Below are 24,542 nucleotides of genomic sequence, written 5' to 3'. Positions count from 1 at the left end.
AGTTCAATAAAAACAAGTTATTAAAAGAATAAAAAACAAATAAGAATATGGAACTCGAATCAATTTTATTACCGGGCATTGAGGCTAAAAGACCAATTGTCATTGCCGGCCCATGTAGCGCAGAAACGGAAGAACAAGTAATGGATACAGCCAAACAACTGGCTGCTAAAGGACAGAAAATATATCGTGCCGGAATCTGGAAGCCGCGTACCAAACCGGGAGGTTTCGAAGGTATCGGTGTAGAAGGTCTTGCCTGGTTGAAAGAGGTGAAGAAAGAAACTGGAATGTATGTTTCTACGGAGGTAGCGACAGCCAAACACGTTTACGAATGTCTGAAAGCGGGAATCGATATTCTTTGGGTAGGTGCACGCACCACTGCCAATCCTTTCGCCGTACAGGAAATCGCTGACGCACTGAAAGGTGTTGATATCCCTGTGTTAGTCAAGAACCCGGTGAATCCGGATCTCGAATTGTGGATCGGAGCGCTGGAACGCATCAATAACGCAGGATTGAAGCGTCTGGGTGCTATCCATCGCGGTTTCAGCAGTTATGACAAAAAGCTCTACCGGAATCTTCCCCAATGGCATATTCCTATCGAACTGCGCCGTCGCATCCCTAATCTTCCGATTTTCTGTGATCCGAGCCATATCGGTGGAAAACGTGAGTTAGTTGCACCGCTTTGCCAACAGGCTATGGACTTGAATTTCGACGGTCTGATTATAGAAAGCCACTGCAACCCGGATTGCGCATGGAGCGATGCTTCTCAACAGGTTACTCCGGACGTACTCGACTATATCCTCAATCTGTTGGTAATCCGTACGGAAACACAATCTACCGAAAGTCTGGCACAGCTCCGTAAACAGATTGACGAATGTGACGACAATATCATTCAGGAATTAGCAAAAAGAATGCGTGTGGCACGTGAAATCGGTACTTACAAAAAAGAGCACGGAATCACAGTTCTTCAAGCCGGACGTTACAATGAGATTCTGGAAAAACGTGGCGCGCAGGGCGAACAATGCGGTATGGACAGCGAGTTTATGAAGAAGATTTTCGAAGCCATCCACGAAGAATCAGTTCGTCAACAGATGGAAATTATTAATAAGTAGTTAGAGTGAAGGTGTGTCATAATGAATAATAAAACGCAGATTAACGCAAATTATCGCAGATTAGTTCAATTATATTGATATATTAATCAACGACTTATAAAATTATTTCTGCAATAATTTGTGTTAATCTGCGTTTTGACACACTCTCACTAAATAATAAACATTATGAGAATATTAATCCTTGGAGCCGGTAAAATGGGCTCCTTCTTTACTGATATTTTGAGCTTTCAACACGAGACGGCCGTGTTCGACGTCAACCCGCACCAGTTGCGTTTCGTCTATAACACGTATCGTTTCACCACATTGGAGGAAATTAAGGAATTTGAGCCGGAATTGGTTATTAATGCCGCTACAGTAAAGTACACGTTGGATGCCTTTCGCAAAATACTGCCTGTACTACCGAAAGACTGCATCATTAGTGACATTGCCTCTGTAAAAACCGGACTAAAGAAGTTCTACGAAGAGAGTGGTTTCCGTTACGTTTCCAGTCACCCTATGTTTGGCCCGACTTTCGCAAGTCTTAGCAATCTAAGCAGCGAAAATGCCATCATCATCAGTGAAGGCGACCACCTGGGAAAAATATTCTTCAAAGACCTCTATCAGACATTGCGTTTGAACATCTTCGAATATACATTCGATGAGCACGACGAAACAGTAGCCTACTCGCTTTCTATTCCGTTCGTATCGACTTTCGTATTTGCTGCCGTAATGAAACATCAGGAAGCCCCGGGAACTACGTTCAAAAAGCACATGGCAATCGCCAAAGGGCTGCTAAGCGAAGATGATTACCTGCTTCAGGAAATTCTGTTCAACCCACGCACTCCGGGACAAGTGACTAATATCCGGACAGAGTTGAAAAACCTTCTCGAAATCATCGAAAACAAGGATGCGGAAGGTATGAAAAAGTATCTGACGAAGATTCGGGAAAAGATTAAATAATCAATACCGGTGCCAAGATTTAACGATCCCCTGCAAAAAAGTTCTTTGCAGGGGATTTTTTTATGTGTACCTTTGTATCCGCAAAAACGGATTCACAGGAGAAAGAATGATAGATCAAATTACCATAGACCGGATATTAGATGCGGCACAAATTATAGATGTCGTTTCAGATTTTGTCACCCTGCGCAAACGTGGTGTCAATTACGTCGGTTTGTGTCCGTTCCACAGTGATAAAACCCCTTCTTTTTATGTCTCTCCCGCCAAAGGATTATGCAAGTGTTTTGCTTGTGGAAAAGGTGGAAATGCCGTGCATTTCATTATGGAGCACGAGCAGATGTCTTATCCGGAAGCATTGAAGTACCTTGCCAAGAAATATAATATCGAAATCAAGGAACGGGAATTAAGTGACGAGGAGAAGTTTGTGCAAAGCGAACGTGAAAGTCTGTTTATTGTCAATAACTTTGCACGCGATTATTTCCAGAATATACTAAAGAATCATATAGACGGCCGTAGCATCGGTATGGCCTATTTCCGTAATCGTGGCTTTCGCGATGACATTATTGAGAAATTCCAGTTAGGCTACTGCACCGAAAGTCATGATGCATTTTCCAAAGAAGCAATCCAAAAAGGATATAAGAAAGAGTATCTGGTAAAGACCGGACTTTGTTATGAAACGGATGACCACCGGTTACGGGATCGTTTTTGGGGACGTGTTATCTTTCCTGTCCACACGCTTTCCGGCAAAGTGGTGGCTTTTGGCGGACGTGTACTTGCCAGTGCAACGAAAGGGGTTAAAGTTAAATACGTCAATTCGCCCGAATCGGAAATTTACCACAAAAGCAACGAATTATACGGTATATATTTCGCCAAACAGGCTATTGTAAAGCAAGACCGCTGCTTTCTAGTTGAAGGTTACACGGATGTGATCTCCATGCATCAATCCGGCATAGAGAATGTGGTTGCTTCTTCGGGAACAGCCCTCACGCCAGGACAAATCCGTATGATCCATCGGTTCACCAACAATATGACGGTGCTTTATGACGGTGACGCAGCAGGTATCAAGGCTTCTATCCGGGGAATTGATATGTTATTGGAGGAAGGGATGAATATCAAAGTCTGTCTTCTTCCCGATGGGGACGACCCGGACTCTTTTGCCCGTAAACATAACTCTACGGAGTTTCAAGCCTTCATCTCGGAACATGAAACGGACTTTATCCGCTTCAAAACGAACTTATTGCTGGAGGATGCAGGAAAAGACCCTATCAAGCGTGCGGAACTGATTGGTAACCTGGTGCAAAGTATCTCTGTCATTCCGGAAGCGATTGTTAGAGATGTCTATATCAAAGAATGTGCCCAACTACTTCATGTAGAAGACAAACTGCTTGTATCGGAAGTTGCCAAGAGGCGGGAAACTCAAGCGGAAAAGCGAGCCGAGCAAACGGAACGGGAACGCCGGATGGCTGAAAGAACAGCTATGATGTCACAGGGTAGCACACCTCCTGAAGATGTTCCAATACCTAATGGAGATATCCCGTTGCCTCCTGAAGTGGATGGCGGATATACAGATGTTCCTCCTGCTCTGCAGGAAGACAGCTATGCTTCCTTTATTCCACAGGAAGGAAAGGAAGGGCAGGAATTCTACAAATTCGAACGGCTGATATTACAGGCGGTAGTTCGTTATGGAGAGAAAATCATGTGTAACCTGACCGATGAAGAAGGAAATGAAATTCCGGTAACCGTCATAGAATATGTGGTTAATGATCTGAAAGAGGATGAATTGGCCTTCCATAATCCGCTGCACCGCCAAATGTTATCGGAAGCTGCCGCACACATGCACGATGCCAACTTCATTGCCGAACGTTATTTCCTGGCACATCCTGATCCGGTAATCAGTAAATTGAGTGTAGACTTGATTAATGTGCGTTATCAGCTTAGTAAATATCACTCCAAGTCCCAAAAGATCGTGACGGATGAAGAACGGCTCTATGAACTGGTTCCGATGTTAATGATTAACTTCAAGTATGCAATCGTAACAGAGGAATTAAAACACATGCTTTATGCCCTACAAGATCCTGCTCTTGCCCATGATAATGAGAAATGTGACTCACTTATGCAACGCTATAATGAGTTGAGAACCGTACAAAGCATCATGGCAAAACGCTTGGGAGACCGGGTTGTTCTGCGATAAATCTTCATCGGTGCGAAGCCATGCCTTCACCGGTGCCGCACACCCTCTTCATTGATGCCGAAGCCTACGTTCCCCGGTGCTGGAACAAAATCGCATTTTTTAGAGGTCTTCTCTACAAAGTTCCGTGTTGAATCAGATTCATAAACTCTTCACGAGTCTTTGCCTGATTGAAAGCTCCGGTAAAGTCAGAAGTAGTAGTAATAGAGTTTTGTTTTTCTACACCACGCATCTGCATGCACATGTGTTTGGCTTCCACCACTACCATTACACCCAGTGGATTCAGGGTTTCCTGAATGCACTCTTTGATTTGCAGTGTCATGCGTTCCTGCACTTGCAGACGATGAGAGAATATATCGACTACACGGGCAATCTTACTCAACCCCGTGATATAGCCGTTAGGAATATAAGCCACATGCGCCTTTCCGTAGAACGGCAACATATGATGTTCGCAAAGAGAGAAGAAATCGATATCTTTCACAATCACCATCTGACTATATTCTTCCTGGAATTTAGCGGAACGAAGCACTTCATGAGGATCCATATGATACCCTTTCGTCAAGCTTAACATTGCCTTAGCCACCCGTTCCGGAGTTTTTAATAACCCTTCCCTTTCGGCATCTTCACCCAACAAAGTTATAATACTACGATAATGACTCTTCAACTCCTCCAGATTCGGAGAAACAATTTCTTCTTTTTCTAACATGATACAATTATAAAGGGATATTGATCTGGTCTCTTACAATAGAAACCTCTTTGAACACACCGGTAGCTTTCAACCGACGCATCATTGCGTCCGCTTCTTCAATGCTACGGAAATCACCTACACGACAAAGCCAACGAGGTGGATTGAACGAAGTATATACCGTCAATTCAGGAAAATACTCTTTCACACGTGATGCCACATGATAAGCATCATTCTTCGCCTGACGAGTATTGTTACCGGCATACGCCTGAATTCTGAACCCGGAAGTCTTTATTACTTTCTGTTCACCTGTTGCAGGACGTTCCATACCTATGAGAGCCTCAATGCGGGGGTCTTGATGGATAGTCACCTTTCCTTGCCCCGGAATGTTACGTTCCAGACTCTTGATAATACTTTGCGCTTGTATGCCAACACTTGCCAAAGCCAGCAACAAAGTAAGTAAGGCTATTTTCTTCATTTAATAAACAGTATTTAGGCACGGATTACGCGGACTATACGGTTTTTAAGATTTCATAGACAAAAACACCGTGTAATCCGTGAAATCCGTGCCTGAAAAAGTTTTAATTATGCGTTGAAGGCATCAATGATACCTTTGAAATCAGATACTTTCAAAGCAGCACCACCAATCAAACCACCATCAACGTCCGGGTTAGCGAACAGTTCTTTAGCGTTAGAAGGTTTACAGCTACCACCGTAAAGGATAGAAGTATTGTCTGCGATTTCTTTACCATACTTGTCAGCTACGATAGAACGGATGAAAGCATGGATTTCCTGTGCTTGTTCAGGAGAAGCAGTTTTACCTGTACCGATAGCCCAAACCGGTTCGTAAGCCAATACAATCTTAGAGAAGTCTTCAGCAGACAGAGAGAATACAGATTCCATCTGTGCAGCTACCACTTCGTTCTGCTTGTTAGCTTCGCGTTCTTCCAACACTTCACCGATACAGAAAATCGGAGTCAGGCCGTTAGCCAAAGCCAATTTTACTTTTTCTTCCAGGATAGCAACTGTTTCACCGTAGTATGCACGACGTTCAGAGTGTCCCAGAATTACATATTTTGCACCTGTAGAAGCAACCATTTCAGCTGAAACTTCACCTGTATATGCACCTGATGCTTTGTCTGCACAGTTTTCAGCACCTACACCGATCTTTGCAGCGTCTACCAACGGAGTAACAGAAGCCAGGTGGATAAACGGAGTACAGATGATTACATCACAGTTAGGCTTTTCGTTAGCCAATGCTTCGTTCAGTTCTTTAGCCAAAGCGATACCCTCTTGAAGGGTTTTGTTCATTTTCCAGTTTCCTGCAACAATGTTCTTTCTCATTTTGTTTTTTATTTTAAAGGGTTAATAAATTTACGATTGGACGATTGACGATTGAACGATTGAAATTAGTGTTCGTTACAGAGGGTCGATCGTTATCATTCATTTCTTATTCTCGTTCTTCTATTCCTTGGTTCTTTATTTCCATTTCTTTGTTTTTCACCTCTTCCTCTCGTTGCTTCCGCTTCGCGTTTTTCCGTTCTCTGCGGCGAACGACCAAAACATCCACTCCGAGCACTAACAACAACGGAATAACAAACCATAAGAATACATATCCCACCGTATGAGTATCACTGCTCACTTTCTGCTTTCCTAACGGCAGATTTTCCAGCTTGTCCGTCAGCACATATTCATCCGGTATATCCTCATCGCTCCATTTATTCAGAATTGTTCCGTTCTTAATCAGTATCAATCCCGGATTGGAACGAACCATCGTCTTTAATGTAATATCATCCATCTGACAGAAAGGATATTCGGCTCCCGTCTTGTCCTTCCACAATTCGATCTGCTCTTCCGGTGAAGAAGTGAGGCAGTAAAACTTATAGCCATGCTCCACCGAATAGTCATATATCTCATTAATCAAATCAATGTTACTATCATCCGCCTCTTCAATCCGATGGGCAACCAACAGGAAGGTGTATCCTATATCCGTCAATACATCGTCTGTTATATCCTCACCCGTATTCAGATCAATCATAGAGAAATCGTGAATAGCCGGTTCATATCCTTTTTCCTTTAAGACTGTCCGCGTGTCGATAAATGTCCAGGTACTATCCGGATAGTTATCCAACGTAAATTCTTTCTTCTCTCCGTTCTTTTCCAAGATAAAGATGCTTTCATATACACTCGGTTTCGCTCCTTCGGGCATTGTCATCCCTTCCAGAATATTCTTTCCGATCTTGTAAGGACGAAAATCTAAAACAGGCAGACGGTCCAGACAATAGAATGACAAAGTAAACACAAAAAACAGCGTATAGAGAGAAACCAACCATTCCATCTTCACACTGATAAAACGAATCAGCATCCTTCTGTGACGGAAAGCCATCATTGCTGCAAACAGCAGAACTATATTCTTCCCGAATGTCTCCCAGTTTGTCAACACCCAGGCATCTCCAAAACAGCCACAATCCGAAACCGGATCAAAGATGGCAAGATACAAAGTCAGTGGTGTCATGAAAATCATCAGCATCAAAGCCAATGAAGTAGCCAAGGTTCTTCTGGTAGCAAAGAATAAGGAGATACCGATAAAAAACTCAATAGCTGATAAAGTGATGCCTCCCAATAAAGGGAAGAATGAAGGAAACCAGGAATCCATTCCGAATGCGGTCAGATAATCCTGTATCTTATACTGGAACCCCAGTGGATCAACTGCCTTTACAAATCCGGAAAAGATGAACGATGCCGCCAAAAGAAAGCGACACATATTCGCCACTACCTCCTGAATGATATGTAAGTTCTTATCCTTCAAATTCTATCTTAATCAGTCCGAAAACAGAGTAATTAATCATATCCATATAATTGGCATCAATTCCCTCTGACACCAATGTGTTGCCGGCCAGGCTCTCAATCTGCTTGGTACGGTAAATCTTCATCAAGATCAAGTCTGTGTAAGAGCTGACACGCATGCTCCGCCAGGCTTCATCATAATCATGGTTTTTGGCAAGCATCAGGTCTAATGCCTCTTTTGCATACTTATCGTATAAAGCCATCGCTTCTTCATTGCTGATGTCGGCAGATTCGGCATACCCCAGCTCCAACTGGATGAGTCCGACAATGCCATAATTGACAATCGCAATAAACTCTGCACGGATTCCCTCGTCAATCAAGGTCACTCCTTTGGTCTCAATACTACGAATCCGATTGGCTTTAATAAAAATCTGGTCAGTCACCGAAGCCGGACGCAGGATACGCCATGCAGGCCCGTAATCGTGCAGCTTCTTGGAAAATAAGTCACGGCACAAGGCGATGACATGTTCAAATTGTTGCTTGGTATCTTTCATCTTCTTCCAAATAGTGCGCAAAGGTAACAATAATTAAGTAAAAACAGAAAGAGGGCACTCTAAATTATATTAAAGTGCCCTCTTCTAAAGATATTGTATTACTGTTTTATAAGCTATCTATTTTATGAACAACGCAAAACCTGTCCGATACGCAAAGTCGTGGTTGGTTTGATGCGGTTCAGTTTGCAAAGCGTGCTGACTGATACGCCGCGTAACTTAGCAATGCGGGACAATGTATCGCCACTCTTCACCTTGTGATAACGGATAGCACCGTCAGCCACCTGAGTGTCATGAGAACCTGCACGATTCACGCCTTTTGCTTTGCGGAACGTATAAGTATCGGCAACGATATCCTGTTTCGGGAAGTCGAACATATAAATCGGATTAATGGCAATTCCCAGGAAGCGGGTTTCGAAATGAAGATGCGAACCAGTAGAACGTCCGGTGTTACCACCCAGACCAATCGGTTCACCGGCTTTCACCAGCTGATTATCTTCAACCAATTGTTTAGACAAGTGTCCGTATACAGTTTCCAATCCATTATCATGACGGATAACAACGTACTTACCATAACCTCTGCGCTCATACTTCACTACACGCACTTTACCGTCAAAAGCAGCAACGATTGTATCACCGATATTAACCTTCAAGTCAAGGCCATTATGCATTCTTCTCCAACGAGGCCCGAAAGGCGAAGTAATTTTAGTACTCGGAGTTGGCATATGGAAACCAGTCAGGTCAATTGTATACGTTTCAGGGATAATAGCATTTCCGTAAGCATGCACATACTGGTTGTTCCAGTTTGGATAAAGACTTAGGGCGGGATATTCGGACTGTTCGGCGCGGATTTGCTTCTGCAAGGCCAAAGAGTCTACTGATTTTAATTTCTTGTCTATCGGTGCTTGGCGGGCAATCAGGTCTTGCGAGAAAGAGCTCAGACTGACCATAGCCGCAACAGCGACCAATCCTGTTTTAATAATGCTAAAATTCATTCGTTCTTTGTCAATTCAATTAATATTCGTCGTTTGCGTACAGGTAGTCAAATGTTGCCTGCTTGTAATCGAATATTTCTTCCGGTTTAAAAAATCTCGTTAATTCAATAGCTGCGGTCTCCGGAGAATCGGATGTATGAACTATATTCTCTTGAAAGCTCATACTGTAATCCCCACGAATGGTGCCTGGGGCAGCCAAACGTCCATTAGTCGGTCCCGCCAACGTACGGACTGTTTGAATAGCATCCACACCTTCGAAACAACAAACAATGACAGGAGCTGTCATCATCGAATCTTTCACACGCTGAAAGAAAGGTTTGCCGCTAAGGTGGGCATAATGTTCGCTTAACAATTCATCAGTCAGTTGCACCATCTTCATGCCGGCCAACCGCAATCCTTTACGTTCAAAGCGGTGAGTAATCTCACCAACCAATCCCCGTTGAAGGGTACACGGTTTTAAAATGACCAGCGTTTTTTCAAGCATAATACTCGACTTTACAAATGGTTAAACAATACATTTACTAAAAAAATTCCTCCAAAGATAGTATTTTCCTATGAAAAGGCAAGGGAGTTATTAACTATTTTTCAGATGCTTAGTACGGAAAGAAGGGGCAATCAGGGCGTTAAACTCCTATAAATAGGGAGGATAGAGACGAAATATGTTTTGCAACACATTTACGCAAATAAACTGCATGTTTAACCGTTTTTCAACTTATGGCAGCCCAGTTAACATTCGTTTTCCGTAAGGCTTTAAGCTGTCGCCATAAGATTTCGTTCTCCGGACTTTGTGCTGCAGGGTCTTGTTCTACAATACTTTCAGCTATAGCACGAACGTATTGCAACAGTTGCCCGTCGCGGACAATATCCGCAATCTTCAAATCGAAAGCAATGCCACTTTGCTGTGTACCTTCAAGATCACCGGGACCACGCAATTTCAAATCGGCTTCTGCTATTTCAAAGCCATCATTGGTGCGCACCATGATTTCCAATCGCTTCCGGGTGTCCTCCGTCAACTTGTAATTCGTCACCAGAATACAATAAGACTGTTCTGCTCCACGCCCCACCCGGCCGCGCAACTGATGTAACTGCGATAACCCGAAACGTTCTGCATTTTCTATAATCATCACCGAAGCATTCGGAACGTTCACTCCCACTTCGATGACGGTGGTAGCTACCATGATCTGTGCTTTACCCGAAACAAAAAGTTGCATTTGTTCGTCTTTCTCGGCAGGCTTCATTTTGCCATGCACTTTGCAAACCGTACACTTCGGAAACTCTTCCAGAATATGCTGATATCCTTCTTCAAGATTCTTCAAATCAATCTTTTCGCTCTCTTTAATCAGCGGATAGACAATATAAACCTGACGTCCTTCGTCGATCTGCTTACGCACCGAACGATACATGCTTTCCCGGCGATTGTCGAATTGATGGATGGTAGTAATCGGTTTTCTTCCGGGAGGAAGTTCATCAATCACAGACACGTCCAAGTCGCCATACAAGGTCATCGCCAACGTACGGGGAATGGGAGTGGCAGTCATTACAAGTACATGCGGAGGTTGAACATTCTTACTCCAAAGACGGGCACGCTGAGCCACGCCAAAACGATGTTGTTCGTCAATCACAACGAAACCTAAAGAGGAGAAATTGACAGTATCTTCAATAACGGCATGGGTTCCTATTAATATCTGCACATCTCCGGTCAGCAATCCGGTCAGAATCGCTTCTCTCCTTTTTCCTTTAATAGAACCTGTCAGTAGCTCAACACGAATGTCCATGCCAAAAAGCAATTCCTTGATGGTTTCGTAGTGCTGGTTTGCCAGGATTTCGGTAGGTGCCATCATACAAGCCTGATAGCCATTATCCAATGCCAGCAACATACTCATCAAGGCAACCAGTGTTTTTCCGCTTCCTACATCTCCCTGCAAAAGACGATTCATCTGCCTGCCACTGCCGACATCGTTCCGTATCTCTTTCAATACCCGTTTCTGCGCCCCCGTCAGTTGGAAAGGAAGATTCTTTGCATAAAATGTATTGAACACATCTCCCACTCTTTCAAAGATGTATCCACGATACCTTTTCTGCCTGTCTTTGGCATATCGGAGAATGTTTAACTGAACATAAAACAGTTCTTCAAATTTAAGACGGTATTGTGCCCGACGAAGGACATCGGGATTGGTCGGGAAGTGGATATTCCGGAGCGCTTCCGTCAAAGGCATCAAATGATGCTCCGTCAGCAACTTGGGAGAAAGTGTTTCAGGCAGAGGTTCCTGTATCTGCTGAATCACCGTTGCCATCATCTTCTCAATCGCGTGAGAGTTGAGGAAACTGCGTTTCATCTTCTCCGTCGTACTGTAATAAGGTTGCAGTCCCACCGAGGAAAGTTTCAAATCATCCGGTTTATCTATATCGGGATGCGCCACATTGATACGTCCGTTGAAAACAGTCGGTTTGCCAAAGATGATATATTCCTCGTGAAGTTTATACTTTCCCAAGATATACTTTATGCCTTGAAACCACACCAAATCAACGACTCCTGTGCCATCCGAGAAATGCGCTGTCAGACGGCGTTGCCGTCCTTCACCAATAGTCTCAAAACCGAGGATTTCTCCTTTCAACTGAATATACGGCATATTGCCATCTATTTCATGAATGTAATAGATGCGGCTCCGGTCAATATATTTATAAGGGAAATAATAAATTAAATCGTGCAAGGAGTAGATTTCCAACTCCTTATTTAATACAGCGGCTTTTTGAGGGCCTACACCGGAGATAAATTTTATGTCGCGTGTGGCTAAATCAAACATTTATAAAAGAGCACTCCCCACTTTTAAATCGAAAGGAGTTGTTATTTTTATATTTTCACGGTTGCCTTCTGCCAGATAAACGGGCATTCCCATCGCTTCCACAACAGAAGCATCATCTGTAAAGAAGGGGGTAAATTCCTGTGCGTAGGCTTGTTTCAGCAACTCTACATCGAACACTTGCGGCGTTTGCACCAGTTTGTAATCCATCCGGCTGACTGTTTCACTTCCGGCATCTGTCAAATGGCGAAGTGTCTCTACTACATCCACCACAGGAATCACGGCTTTCTGCACCTCTGCCAACTCATAACAACGGCGAATCACTTCCACTGATACAAACGGGCGTACTCCATCATGCACCCCCACCAATCCCGGCTCTTGCACCAATGCCAGCCCATTCTTTACGGAATGGAAACGTGTTTCACCTCCTTCCGCAAGGACATGTTTCACCGTAAAATGATGTTTATCACAAAGTTGCTTCCAGAAACTTTGTTGCTCCTGCGGAAGCACCAATATGATTTGAAGTGTCTCGTCATATCTCCTGAAGACTTCCAGGGTATGCATCAACACAGGTTTATCACCCATGGGAAGGAATTGTTTGGGGAGATCACTTCCCATTCGCAAGCCCTTTCCACCGGCGACAATGATTACATATTTCTTCATGGGCGGTTTAGCGTTTAACGCACATCGCTTCTACCAGTTCGCCTACTTTTTCTTTACCTGCCAACAGATCAACGATTGCCAAGGCAAATTCCATAGCAGCACCTGGTCCCATCCCCGTAATGATGTTTCCATCACGTACGACATGTGCATTTACACATTCGGCGCCATCCAGATATTGTTCGAAACTCGGATAACAGGTAGCCTTCTTTCCTTTCAGCAGCCCCAGTTTACCCAACACCATCGGAGCAGCACAAATGGCAGCAATAGGTTTACCTTTTGCAGCAAAATCAAGAATCAATTTACGCAATCCTTCGTGCTTGTCAAGTGTAGCAGCTCCCGGCATTCCTCCCGGCAACAACAAAAGTTCAGCATCGAAGAAATCGCAATTCTCGAAATTGATATCGCAAAGAACAGATACATCATGTGCTCCCACTACAATTTCATCCGGTGTAACGGATACGATTTCTACATTCAGTCCGGCACGTCTCAACGTGTCAATAGCAGTAAAGGCTTCAATTTCTTCAAAACCATCTGCAAAAAAAGCGTATACAGTTCCCATAATGCTTAATATATTTGGTTAATGATACTATCTCAAGTTAAAATAATAGGTGATTGTCCCTGTCTGGTTATTCACTCCATCGATCGTATTAAAACGGGCTTTCTTAGCTGCATCCTCCGCTGCTTTACGTAAAGCAGAGTTTACAGTGTTCGTTTGAGGGCTAATGCTGGTCGACACTACTTGTCCTGCGGGATTCACGGTGATATTCACCACTACACGTCCTTCTTCCTGCACGTTATATACAGGCTTCGGCAAACTACCCGTACCTAAAGAACGTCCGCCAAGGTCAAATGTTCCATAACCACCAGTTCCGGTCTTCGCTCCGGTAGAAGAATTACCTTCTTTGCTACCTTCGGTTCCCGTGCCACTATCTGCTGTTCCTTTATTACCTGTCATTTGCGCTCCTTTTCCGAACGCACCGGCCACCCTCTTTTTAGCAGCCTCTTCGGCAGCTTTACGTTCACGTTCCGCTTTTTCCTCCGCCAGTCGTTTCGCCTCCGCAGCTTTTTCCGCTTCCGTTTTTTCCGGCTTCTTCACCGGCTCTTTCGGCTTGACCACCTCTTTAGGTTTCACCGTTTCTTTTTTCGGTTCTTCCGCTTTAGGTTTCAAAGTGACCGTTTCCTCTTCAGTCTGTGTCAGTAAATCCTGTTCCGAAGGAAGTTGCGGTTCTGTTTCTGCAGGCGGTGCTGCCGCATCTTCATCCATAATATCCACATCTACCAGAGAAGGATCATCAAAACCGCTCGCTGCGTCCACATTCCCCAGCATCACGGGCACTCCACCTGCATCTTCATCCGGTTGGGGGACAGTAAAGCTCACCAGAATCAAAAGAGCAATCACTGCCACATGCACCAATAGTGCACCGAGCGCTCCTATGTATTCACCCTTTTTTCTTCTGTCCATTGTTTCTTATTTTTTTCAGGCGGGCGGGTAGCCAGCACCATCTTAAAATGATTCTCGTTTGCAATGTTCAATACCCTTACAATCTCACGGTAAGGTACCGATTCATCCGCATACAATGCCACATACATTTCCGGTTCCTTCTCTGCACAACTCTGCAAAAAAGAGGTCAGATCGTTCAGCGCCACCGGCTGCTCTTTTTCATTGCCGAAAGCGGCATAGAAATTCAAGTCCTTATCGATAACCACTCTTGTCAGCGGTTTGGCCGAAGTCTGCTGCTTGCCTTGAGGCAACAATACCTTGATGGCATTGGGCGACACCACCGTAGAGGTTATCATAAAGAATATCAGCAACAGGAAAATGACGTCCGTCATGGAGGCCATGCTGAAATTGGGCGATACTCTATTTCTTCTTTTTAATCCCATCTGCCAATTATTTTGCAGGCTCGTTCAACAAGTCCATGAACTCCATTGTACGAGATTCCATTTTATTTACCACACGGTCTACCAGCATCACCAGATAATTGTAGGCAAACATAGCGATGATACCGACAATCAGACCACCGACCGTTGTAATCATAGCTTCATAGATACCTCCGGAAAGCAAAGTGATATCAATGTTTCCGCTTCCGGCATTCGCCATTTCGTAGAAAGCACGTACCATACCGGTCACCGTACCGAGAAATCCGAGCATCGGAGCGCCTCCGGAAATAGTTGCCATCACAGTCAGTCCTTTTTCCAGCTTTGCAACTTCAATATTACCCACATTCTCAATAGCTACCTGCACATCGTTAATAGGACGTCCCAAACGGCTGATTCCTTTTTCTATCATACGTGCCGAAGGAGTATTCATCGTGCGGCAATAGTTAATAGCCGCTTTGATCTCTCCACTATGAATATAGTCTTTAATCCGTTCCATAAACATGGGGTCCTCTTTTCCTGCCTTGCGAATCATATAGTTACGTTCAAACAGGATATAGAAGCAGACAACCGACAGTACGCCCAGCACAATCATAATCCATCCACCCTTGACAGCCATATCAAGCATGTTCATTTCAGGAGTGTTTACCTCCGTCAGCACGGGGTTGGCAGTAGCCAGTGAGTCGGCCATATTCATAGCCCCTTGGGCTAACAAGATCATTGCATTCATGAGCGTAGACAGTTTTTATATTCCTGAATGGTACGTTCGAGTCCCAGATACAGTGCATCGCTAATCAACGCATGTCCGATAGACACTTCATCCACCCAAGGAATGTTTTTATAGAAATAATTTAAATTCACCAGACTTAAATCATGACCGGCGTTCAATCCGATCCCCAGTTTACGGGCAGTCTTCGCAGCTTCGATAAAAGGAGCGATGGCCGCTTCCGGATTCTTAGGATAGTTTGTTGCATAAGGTTCTGTATACAGTTCGACACGATCCGCCCCTGCTTTTGCCGCATATTCCACCATTCCAGGATCAGCCGCTACAAAAACGGAAGTACGGATGCCGGCACTGTTAAATTGATCGAGAACTTCAGTCAGAAATTCCAGATTTGCTTTCGTATCCCAACCGGAATTGGAGGTGATCTGTGAAGGATCATCGGGAACTAAAGTAACCTGATGAGGTTTTACTTTCAACACTAAGTCAATAAATTCCGGGGACGGATAACCTTCAATATTGAATTCTGTCCGCAACAGAGGACGCAAATCATATACATCCGAACGACGAATGTGACGCTCGTCAGGACGGGGATGAACGGTGATACCATCAGCACCAAAAGATTCACAATCAAGCGCCACCTTTACTACATCGGGCACATTTCCCCCGCGAGCATTTCTTAGTGTAGCAATCTTGTTTATGTTTACACTTAATTTAGTCATAGTTCTACGTTATATTTGCCGCAAAAATACAAATATTATTATTAGTTGCCTAATAATACGAAACGCATTCTCTACTCTTTTTTGGTTATTTAAAGTAGAAATCCAAGAAAAAATGCCAAATTTGCATCCTGAACTAATGATGTTGCTTATGAAATTTGCCATTTTCGGAAATACTTATCAGGCTAAAAAGTCTTCTCATGCTGTCACCTTGTTTAAACTTTTAAAGAAACAGGGAGCAGAGATTGGTATGTGCAGGGAATTTTACCAATTCCTAGTTTCAGAAAATATGGATATTGAAGCAGATCTATTATTTGATGGTGATGATTTTACTGCCGATATGGTAATCAGTATCGGAGGCGACGGAACATTTCTGAAAGCTGCCCGCCGCGTAGGAAGAAAAGGGATCCCTATTCTGGGAATTAACACAGGACGTCTAGGGTTTCTAGCTGATATTTCACCGGAAGAAATGGAGGAAACATTCGATGAAATCCAAGCCGGAAGATATAGTGTAGAGGAACGAAGTGTACTTCAGTTGATCTGCAACGACAAACATCTTCAAGATTCTCCGTATGCCCTCAACGAAATTGCCATTCTTAAACGGGACAGTTCATCAATGATTAGTATCCGAACAGCTATTAATGGTGCGTATCTGAATACTTATCAGGCTGACGGGCTGGTAATTGCGACTCCTACCGGCTCCACAGCCTATTCTTTGAGTGTAGGTGGTCCGATTATGGTTCCCCATTCCAACACGGTTGTCATCACTCCGGTAGCTCCGCATAGTCTCAACGTCCGCCCTATCGTTATTCGGGATGATTGGGAGATTACATTAGATGTAGAAAGCAGAAGTCACAACTTCCTCGTCGCCATTGACGGGAGGAGCGAAACCTGCAAAGAAACGACTCAACTAACCATTCGCCGGGCAGATTACAGTGTAAAGGTGGTGAAACGTTTTAATCACATTTTTTTCGATACACTCCGCAGCAAGATGATGTGGGGAGCTGATGGAAGACGGTAAGCAGTTTACATTATACAACCGTTATTCCTCATCGCCTGATTCAACTATACGGTACTTAAAAATAGAACTTCTAAAAAAAGGGACATTCAAGCTGTTGAGAATGCAACAATTTGGGTATAGGATTCCAACTAAAGACAAAAAAGGCCGGGATTTACTATCTTCAGAAATCACATTGACATTATTTTCCCCTATATTTACCCGATAAGATTAAAATACCCTGATTGCATTTACAAATCATTCTTTTATAGACAAGAGTCATTCATTTTATCAGTTTCTCCTTATCTTTATTCGCATACAAACTAGAGAAAAAAACAGTTTCCAATCCTTCCTATATGAGTTCCTCACCGAGAAAAGAGTTGTCCCTCACCGAGGAACTTATCCTTCCTCGGTGAGGGACATCTCGTTGGTTTTAATCCAATGAAGGCTTCTATGATTAAAAAGCGGCATATTATATGCAAATTCATGCTACGCTCGCCCTATTTTCTGTATATTATTGCAATTATTTATGCAGTTCTTTCTCCAGTTCATCCATAAAAGAACAACTGTTACCCGAAGAAATATTAAAAACAGACCATCGGATTAGTTAATATAGAAGGAAATTAAAATATCGGTAGAGAGAAAAATACCCCGATATTAATTTAATGTAAACGACTGCGAACCTATCAGGTTCCCGCCTTCAAAAATATCTACCCGATAATTTCCGGCATATAGAAACTCTTCTACATCCCAAAACACATTGATATTCTGTTCTTCTCCATTATATTCAATATACTTCTTAATTGAATAAACCAATGTACGGTTTTCATAAGGGAAAGTATTGGATGCACTCTTGGTCAGTACATCATTATCGGGTTTGGTAATACGTATATAGATGGTACGTTCACCGTTTTCAGCGGTTATATTCTTCACGACCGTGAAACTGATAGCCAGCTTCACCACGTCTTTCACTTTCTTTGCAGCTTTGCCACGTTTATTGCGTGGTTCGATACGAATATTAGTTGCATCGAGTTGTGCGGCTAACGTCACCTTTTTATTCAGATTCTTCTTTTCTTCAGAAAGGTTATCGATCTGTCGTGAAGCCTGATTATACTTTTGAGTCACTTCAGCTATGACCTGTTTCTGCTGTGCAGTCAGTTTATTCAAAGAGTCGATCTGATTGATATAGCCAACCATTACCTTACGCAAAGTAGCCAATTCTTTCTTTAAACGACGAATCTCTGTCGCATTCGAGCTCTTCACAGTACGAAGTTCCTCCAATAGACGTTGAGTTTTCAATTGTTCCTGTTCCAGTAATTGAGATAAAGAGTCATTAGAAATCGTCATCTTTAACTCATCATATTGTTGTGCAAAACGGGCATATTCGTTTTCCAGATCTTCCTTGTCTAATTGGAATTCCTGCACTAACTCCCGGTTAGCTTGTTTTTCGGTAAACAATAAATAAGTAATACCAATAATAGCTATCACCAAGATAGCCACGGCCGCAATAAGAAGGCTTTTTTTACTCATAGTTTCAGTTGTGAATTGATAACGTGCGCAAAAGTAATCATTTCGCAACAGAAGTCAAGTATAAAAGCAGAGAGTTTTTTTATAACTCCCTGCTAATCCATATAATTTTAACTAATTAGTTTATCAACCCAGTCAGGTTAAGAGACATAATTAAGTCTATAGAGATTGAATCACATTCCTTCCGCCCTTTTATCAAAGAGACTGAAAGGTTAATCCCGGCACATCTTCTACCAATTGCTTGAGATCATCCAAATCCAAATATAAAGCATTTTTGCACAATTCCTTATATCTCCGAGCTCCAATCTGTTCTACGATATTCTGTACGACTTCTTCACAAGGAGAATTTATCCCATCTGATAAATCCCACAATTCTTCCACATTATCTTTGCGCTTAGTAACAAACCGAAATCCCCTTTTCTTCAGTTCCTGCAGCAATTCTTCTTTCCCGACGCGTGCATTCACATGTACGGTTTTATTCTCCAAAAGAACACCTTTCTCATAAGCATCCACCACTTTCTGTAGATCACGTTTTATCCTATCGATCGTTGATACAGGAGGGACAAACTGCCAAAACAATAATGGAATATATCCTTGAGTCAATTCATACAAAGGTTGTGATATTAAATACTCATTTAAATAAGTCCCTTGTACGGAAACCTTTGTTTGATTCCGATTCTTATACATAAAGTACATACCCATGTTTGCACCGAGATTATACATATCCATCATATCGTGAGTAGCAATCAAAGAATAGACTTGTGCCGGAGTATGTTCACGAATACCTTTTGATATATTATCAATTTGTCTGTTAACAACACCGCTCTCCCAATCGGCCAAGTCCTTACCTTTTTCAAGAGATAACATATTATAGTCCACAATATTTCTTGATATTGTATGGATATCATGCTCTGAACCAGATTGAGTATATAAGATATAAAGAGAACCGTTTGCATACTCCTGACTATCCACTCCTGTTTTACTTATTTTCCGGCAATAAGATTCACTTTTCACGTCCTCCCCTATGCCTGCGATAATTACGTTTTCTACTTCATGCTCTATTATAAACTTCCGGTATTCATCAGGCAAAGCCAACAATTTTATCCAAGCAACTCCGACATCATCCATAGAAGCATCATATCCCAATGTAGCATAACAGGGAACTCCAGTTTGCGAGGAATATTCTAATATGGAAGATACTTCTTTGGTAGAATTGACAGAAACCAAAAAATGCAACGGTAACACAGGGGCCTCCATAGCTGCGGAAAGATAAGGTACCGTCGGTACTCCCGTAGATATTATCACAGTTTTAAGTTTCTTCGACTTACCCAAATGTTCATTATATAAATTCACTGTATGTCGAACGGATTGCTGAAGGAAATCAGGTGTCCCCCATACCGGTTTAGGACCTCCTCCCGGGCCTATCAACCAGGTATGACTCACACCTGCCGTCAGATTAGCCAAAGACTTTTGGACAGCATATTCCGCACTCATCCCACCATCAAGCATAAATACATTCAACCCTTTATATTCCTCTCTAGCGATCTGATAGGTAGTCAACATTCCCGGAGTTACCACCCTAAAATAAGAAGAATATGTCAACTGCCCCTCCTCCTTTTGATAAATACCTACGGCTGCAGGCGTAAATTCTAAAGGGACTTCCCAAACAAATGGCTCTCCGCTAATCTCCGCAAGAACCGGTTCCCCTTCCTTAGACAAATATTTCAGTATAATCGTTTTATTTTCTGACTTCCCATCAAAAGAAAATACGACCTTCTCCCCTTGCGAATAAACAAATTTATCCGTTAGTACATGAGCTCCAATCTCTCCTCCTGCCAAAAGTGCAATGAAGAAAGTTACCATCAATTGTTTTATATTCATTTCGTTAATCTAAATCTTAAACTTAGTGTTATATCAATGTTCTACTAATCTCATATTTCCAACCTGTGCACAAATAGTACGAAGTTCCTCCAATGTCAAGTACTCCATCGACTTAACCATATCCCGATACTTCTGAACCCCAATACGTTCAATTATATCATAGGCAAACTCTTCAGCCGAGCCTATTTTATGATTAACGTGTCCCAAATACTCTTCCGTTTCTCCATCATCTTCCGGATTCCATTTATCTACACTCTGTCTAATTCTAATATTTTCCGAAGAAACGCCTCTTGCTATCAACTCATCATAAAATTCATAACGTCTCATATTAGAATTCAGATAGAAATATCCCTCATGCAGATGATCGGCAACATCTGGGAAATATCCGGCAATAGCAGGCTTCAGATAGCCATCAATACGTTCTACGGTAGAAGCCGCCGAATTAAATTGCCAGTATAATAAAGGTATACATCCTACAAACGCTTCATATTGAGGGTGATTAGTAAGATACTCGTTAAAAATAACTCCATTTACAAAAGGTGCCTGCAACTTGCTCTGGTTCTTTTTTATATATTGGAGCGTTAAGAAAGAAGATATATTATACAAGGCCATCATGTCATCAGTCTCAATTGTATAGGCTTTCACACTTGCCATCGCTTGCGCAGCGCCGGATATATTGGTTATCTGATCATTAACAATGCCACTTTCCCAATCAGATATATATTGTCCTTCGCCCAACTTCAACTGATTATAATCGTACAACCGATGTTTCAATGCGTCAATATCGGCATCCGAACCAAAGTTGGTATACAATATATATAAAGAACCTGGTGCATATTCATTGGAAATTGTGCCCTGCGTCAAGACTCTTCGAGAATAAGATTCACCATGCCCTTCCTGACCTACTCCATAAATATAGACTTCTTCCACCTGATGATCTTTTATAAATTGCTTATATTCTTCCGGCAAATCCAATAATTTTATCCAAGCCACTCCCACTCCGGGCATAGAACCATCATAACCCAATGTAGCATAAGATGCATATCCATTTTGATTGGAATAATCGAGTATAGCTTGTACTTCGGAAGCTGAATTAGCCGATACCAGATAATGAATAGGCAAGTAGGCGGCCCCCATCATTGTTGCAAAGTAAGAAACGGATGCAATCCCTGTTCCGATCACCACTCTCTTTATTTTTGTGGAAGTTCCAATCTCCGAATTGTAAAGCTCAACAGTTTTGCGAACGGAACGTTGCAAAAACTCCGGAGTAGGCGCAACCGGATAAGTACCACCCTGCGGAGCCTCCTCCATAGTGGCAGCCATTCCCTGATCGAAAGCAACCATTGTCTTTAATACACCGAACCCGGCACTCATATCTCCTATCTGACGATAAACTGGAAGTCCCTGATAATCTATTTTCTGAATATCGTAAGTCAACAGCGAGTGCTCATTAACAGCCCTGAAATATGTTCCGTCAATTGTGGTGGTTATCCCATCTTCAAAATCCAAAAGGAACTTGACTGCACAGAAGGAAGAAGGTTTTAATGCAGCCGGAAGAATATACAGTGTTCCGGCATCCACAGGAACAGATTGCCCCGATTCTATTTGAATATGGGAAGCAACGGACTTTTCAGTCAATATACACCCGCCATCATCCAGATTCTGAATTACCACTTTTACTTCACGAATATCCATCGGATAGTTCGTTTCATTTTTCAAAGTAAAAGAGCAATTTACAGGATCTCCAGGCCAATAGGCAACCTTATTTAATTTTACATCAGAGGCTTTAGCCATTGTTGTACGAAATCCGTCATCAACAACTTCCGAATCTTTGCATCCGCTCATGATAGCCAATACAGAAAAAGTGATGATTACACTTGCAATATAACTAATTATTCTCATTGTGTTTTTCTTTTATAATTGAATCCTTGTATTTATTCATCAATAAAGTCGCAATCTCGACAGCATTACCAACTGGCTCGGAAGAATAACGTTCGTGCGACTTTACCCAGTCGATTTCAAACTGTGTCACTCTTTGATGAAAAGCATCAGCATTAAACGGTTGCTTGTTAGAAACAGAGCGGACAACTTCATCTATAAACATTTCCCAACGAGGCGTATAATATCCCGAGACCAAACCTCCCCAAGTACGATTGGCGTAATCGTTTAAACTCTGGTCCTTATCTCCCCAGGTTGAAACGATATTACGGGCATTCTCTTCGTAATAGTTTTTAGAAGCTTCGTCCGTACCCAATGAACGGGCGTCTCCAATCCATTTTCCCAACAAAAAAGAAGATTGTGTACTTAACAAAGTATCAACATCACGCAGTAGTTGTTTCATTTCAGCTCCTTTTTGCTCCAGCAACGGTAATTGCTTCCGGGAATAAGCTTCCGCAAATTCATCGCGAAGCTTCCTGAAATAATTTCCCAGCACTTGCCTTCCGATATTAACAACATCATACTCATAATCAGAATTTTGATGTTCTCCGGCTTTTAGCAACATCTCCCATACCTCAAACAACGTTTCATTGGAATACGCTATCGTAGGTGTGGTCGTCCAATTGCCATTTCCTTTTAAACAAGGACGTGCATTCATCAATGTTCCCTGTCCCAAAGCAGCCGGTACTGTATAAACACTGTCATAAAGTAATTTCCATGCCCGACGCATTTGTTGGTTTTTCAAGCCAATCCGTCTGTCTGCCAGTTGGTCTATCCATACAGAGTCCGGAAGATTACAATCCCATGCTTTACTGAAAACATATTCATACATGAAAGGATTTACATCAAACCCCTCCAAAGTAGAACCCAGTCCTGAAAAGTTTTCTCCACCATTGGCATATACATTTTCGATTCGTTTCCCCACTTCTTTTGTGTTTCCAGCAAGCATTGTATTTCCTCCGAAATTTCCTAAATAGCACCATAAATACGGCTGTCCGAAATAGCGGTCTGTTTGTTTCCAGACTTCAGTATTCTCACAATAATAGTCCAATAACAACAGTTTATCTTGTGGAACTGCTTTCAAGAAAGCTTTTACCCGTTCATTTGTCCATAGATGTCGGTCAATATAGAATAACCATGTCATTTGTAGCCAAGTAGCATCCGGATCAACATGTGCCATCGATTGATAAATATGCTTTGAACAATTGGCTAAAAACTCCGGCTCCCAACTTGGAGGGGCTACTTCATTAAAAGGGTCTGCCCCATAAATATGATCTGTTCCGAACAACTTAGTTTGCTCTTCCAGAAACTCTTTCTGTATAGTTGCAAACAACGGGTCAAGCGGATCCAGGAAATGGCTTCTGTATTTATCCTCAAAACCTCCCCAAGAACTCATCCGGCTAATCTTCGCTTCCGGATAGATTCTTTTAAGTTCTGACGGCACATGCCCGGCAAATGCAGGAAGTATGGGACGCATATTAAATTGACGCTCACGGGCAACGATTTGTTTCTGCAATGCCTCTTGTGTATCCAACCATTCTTTAGGCAGAGGTCCCTGCCAATAATCCAGGTTAGACATACGATGCCAAGGCAAGTGAGCTGGCCCCGTGAAATAGTTTCGTATCTCCTCATCTGTCAATCCCAATTTTGTCCATACACGATACCAAACGGATTCTTGCCCGGTGATTGCCAAAGGCATATTGATTCCATTTAAAGCCATCCAGTCAATCAACCGTTCCCAGTCCTTCCATGTCCACCATGGCATTGTATAACCGAACGTACAGTAATTAAGAAAGAAACGGTTCTCACAACGAGCAGTCGAAGTTATTTTTGTTGGCAGCATCGGTAATACTTCCGGCATCTCCACCGTATCATTCACATACCAGGAAACAGAAGTAAGGCAGTAATGATTCAGATAATAATTCAACCCTACAGCCATAGAATTTGCGTTATTTCCCCGTATTTGTACCGTTCCTCCTTTCGCTTCTACTTCATACCAATCTTTAGCAATCTTCTCTGATTGTTCAAAACTAAATTGGGAAGCATACTTCGGGAATAGACGTTCTACCATCTGTTGCATCGTTTTTTCGTCTTCAGTACTTTCTTTGCAGGAAGAACACAATACGACCAACATCAGTAGAAATAAACATTTAATCTTACACATAT

The 24,542-nt window shown here is 42.5% G+C and carries 22 protein-coding genes; 4 read left to right on the top strand and 18 right to left on the bottom strand.

What is annotated here, in order from left to right:
- The first annotated feature begins 47 nt into the window (after positions 1–47).
- The 3 genes from NXV01_RS08545 (at position 48) to dnaG (ending at position 4,236) form a co-directional block, all read left to right on the top strand.
- The gene (locus tag NXV01_RS08545; RefSeq protein WP_074636687.1) at positions 48–1,109 is read left to right on the top strand and encodes a bifunctional 3-deoxy-7-phosphoheptulonate synthase/chorismate mutase type II; all 1,062 of its coding nucleotides are present in this window, start codon (positions 48–50) and stop codon (positions 1,107–1,109) included.
- Between the two features lie 165 nt (positions 1,110–1,274).
- Positions 1,275–2,048 (top strand): prephenate dehydrogenase/arogenate dehydrogenase family protein, encoded by a 774-nt coding sequence (locus NXV01_RS08540; RefSeq protein ID WP_055167702.1) that lies wholly within the window; start codon positions 1,275–1,277, stop codon positions 2,046–2,048.
- A gap of 106 nt (positions 2,049–2,154) precedes the next feature.
- Positions 2,155–4,236 (top strand): DNA primase, encoded by a 2,082-nt coding sequence (gene dnaG / locus NXV01_RS08535; RefSeq protein ID WP_259022176.1) that lies wholly within the window; start codon positions 2,155–2,157, stop codon positions 4,234–4,236.
- 112 nt (positions 4,237–4,348) lie between these two features.
- Here dnaG and folE read toward each other — a convergent pair whose 3' ends face one another.
- From folE to NXV01_RS08465, 14 genes are all read right to left on the bottom strand, one after another.
- A complete protein-coding gene (folE, locus tag NXV01_RS08530) occupies positions 4,349–4,939 on the bottom strand; it encodes a GTP cyclohydrolase I FolE (RefSeq protein WP_004324710.1) in 591 nt (196 codons plus the stop codon).
- A gap of 7 nt (positions 4,940–4,946) precedes the next feature.
- Positions 4,947–5,396 carry an SPOR domain-containing protein gene (locus tag NXV01_RS08525; RefSeq protein ID WP_148366525.1) on the bottom strand — a complete coding sequence of 150 codons (450 nt, stop codon included), beginning with the start codon at positions 5,394–5,396 and terminating at the stop codon, positions 4,947–4,949.
- 107 nt (positions 5,397–5,503) lie between these two features.
- Positions 5,504–6,262, bottom strand: coding sequence for a triose-phosphate isomerase (gene tpiA, locus NXV01_RS08520; protein WP_004307847.1), 759 nt, complete (start codon positions 6,260–6,262; stop codon positions 5,504–5,506).
- Between the two features lie 106 nt (positions 6,263–6,368).
- Positions 6,369–7,727 carry a BT_3928 family protein gene (locus NXV01_RS08515; RefSeq protein WP_148366527.1) on the bottom strand — a complete coding sequence of 453 codons (1,359 nt, stop codon included), beginning with the start codon at positions 7,725–7,727 and terminating at the stop codon, positions 6,369–6,371.
- Positions 7,717–8,259 (bottom strand): DUF1599 domain-containing protein, encoded by a 543-nt coding sequence (locus NXV01_RS08510; protein WP_004297257.1) that lies wholly within the window; start codon positions 8,257–8,259, stop codon positions 7,717–7,719. The genes NXV01_RS08515 and NXV01_RS08510 overlap by 11 nt, the downstream gene beginning before the upstream one ends.
- Before the next feature lie 122 nt (positions 8,260–8,381).
- Positions 8,382–9,251, bottom strand: a complete 870-nt coding sequence (locus NXV01_RS08505; RefSeq protein WP_148366528.1) for a peptidoglycan DD-metalloendopeptidase family protein — start codon at positions 9,249–9,251, stop codon at positions 8,382–8,384.
- A gap of 19 nt (positions 9,252–9,270) precedes the next feature.
- Complete coding sequence (ndk, locus tag NXV01_RS08500) at positions 9,271–9,735, bottom strand: nucleoside-diphosphate kinase (RefSeq protein WP_148366529.1); 465 nt, start codon at positions 9,733–9,735, stop codon at positions 9,271–9,273.
- 223 nt (positions 9,736–9,958) lie between these two features.
- Positions 9,959–12,055, bottom strand: a complete 2,097-nt coding sequence (recG, locus tag NXV01_RS08495; RefSeq protein ID WP_195648623.1) for an ATP-dependent DNA helicase RecG — start codon at positions 12,053–12,055, stop codon at positions 9,959–9,961.
- Positions 12,056–12,715 carry a 2-C-methyl-D-erythritol 4-phosphate cytidylyltransferase gene (locus NXV01_RS08490; protein WP_148366531.1) on the bottom strand — a complete coding sequence of 220 codons (660 nt, stop codon included), beginning with the start codon at positions 12,713–12,715 and terminating at the stop codon, positions 12,056–12,058.
- A 7-nt stretch (positions 12,716–12,722) separates the two neighbouring features.
- Positions 12,723–13,274, bottom strand: a complete 552-nt coding sequence (locus tag NXV01_RS08485) for a DJ-1 family glyoxalase III (RefSeq protein ID WP_148366532.1) — start codon at positions 13,272–13,274, stop codon at positions 12,723–12,725.
- A 27-nt stretch (positions 13,275–13,301) separates the two neighbouring features.
- Positions 13,302–14,177 (bottom strand): cell envelope integrity protein TolA, encoded by an 876-nt coding sequence (locus tag NXV01_RS08480; protein WP_148366533.1) that lies wholly within the window; start codon positions 14,175–14,177, stop codon positions 13,302–13,304.
- Positions 14,147–14,599 (bottom strand): biopolymer transporter ExbD, encoded by a 453-nt coding sequence (locus tag NXV01_RS08475; protein WP_259022175.1) that lies wholly within the window; start codon positions 14,597–14,599, stop codon positions 14,147–14,149. Before NXV01_RS08475 ends, NXV01_RS08480 begins: the two co-directional genes overlap by 31 nt.
- Positions 14,600–14,606: 7 nt before the next feature.
- Positions 14,607–15,323, bottom strand: a complete 717-nt coding sequence (locus NXV01_RS08470) for a MotA/TolQ/ExbB proton channel family protein (RefSeq protein ID WP_148366535.1) — start codon at positions 15,321–15,323, stop codon at positions 14,607–14,609.
- Positions 15,320–16,036: a pyridoxine 5'-phosphate synthase gene (locus NXV01_RS08465; RefSeq protein ID WP_148366536.1), complete on the bottom strand. Its 717-nt coding sequence runs from the start codon at positions 16,034–16,036 to the stop codon at positions 15,320–15,322. Before NXV01_RS08465 ends, NXV01_RS08470 begins: the two co-directional genes overlap by 4 nt.
- Before the next feature lie 148 nt (positions 16,037–16,184).
- Here NXV01_RS08465 and NXV01_RS08460 point away from each other — a divergent pair, with 148 nt between their 5' ends.
- Entirely contained in the window at positions 16,185–17,054 is an 870-nt protein-coding gene (locus NXV01_RS08460; protein ID WP_148366537.1) for an NAD kinase, read from the top strand.
- A gap of 633 nt (positions 17,055–17,687) precedes the next feature.
- Here NXV01_RS08460 and NXV01_RS08455 read toward each other — a convergent pair.
- The 4 genes from NXV01_RS08455 to NXV01_RS08440 all read right to left on the bottom strand — a co-directional run bounded on the left by NXV01_RS08455 (position 17,688) and on the right by NXV01_RS08440 (position 24,540).
- Positions 17,688–18,560, bottom strand: coding sequence for a hypothetical protein (locus NXV01_RS08455; RefSeq protein ID WP_148366538.1), 873 nt, complete (start codon positions 18,558–18,560; stop codon positions 17,688–17,690).
- A gap of 192 nt (positions 18,561–18,752) precedes the next feature.
- Positions 18,753–20,438: a hypothetical protein gene (locus NXV01_RS08450; protein WP_259022173.1), complete on the bottom strand. Its 1,686-nt coding sequence runs from the start codon at positions 20,436–20,438 to the stop codon at positions 18,753–18,755.
- 33 nt (positions 20,439–20,471) lie between these two features.
- Positions 20,472–22,340, bottom strand: a complete 1,869-nt coding sequence (locus NXV01_RS08445) for a hypothetical protein (protein ID WP_259022172.1) — start codon at positions 22,338–22,340, stop codon at positions 20,472–20,474.
- Entirely contained in the window at positions 22,327–24,540 is a 2,214-nt protein-coding gene (locus NXV01_RS08440) for an alpha-N-acetylglucosaminidase (RefSeq protein WP_259022171.1), read from the bottom strand. Before NXV01_RS08440 ends, NXV01_RS08445 begins: the two co-directional genes overlap by 14 nt.
- Positions 24,541–24,542: the final 2 nt, after the last annotated feature.

Source organism: Bacteroides sp. BFG-606 (assembly GCF_024788145.1).
GTDB lineage: Bacteria > Bacteroidota > Bacteroidia > Bacteroidales > Bacteroidaceae > Bacteroides > Bacteroides vicugnae.
Note: the sequence above shows the minus strand (reverse complement) of the source record. Positions and strands in the feature narration are given on the sequence as shown.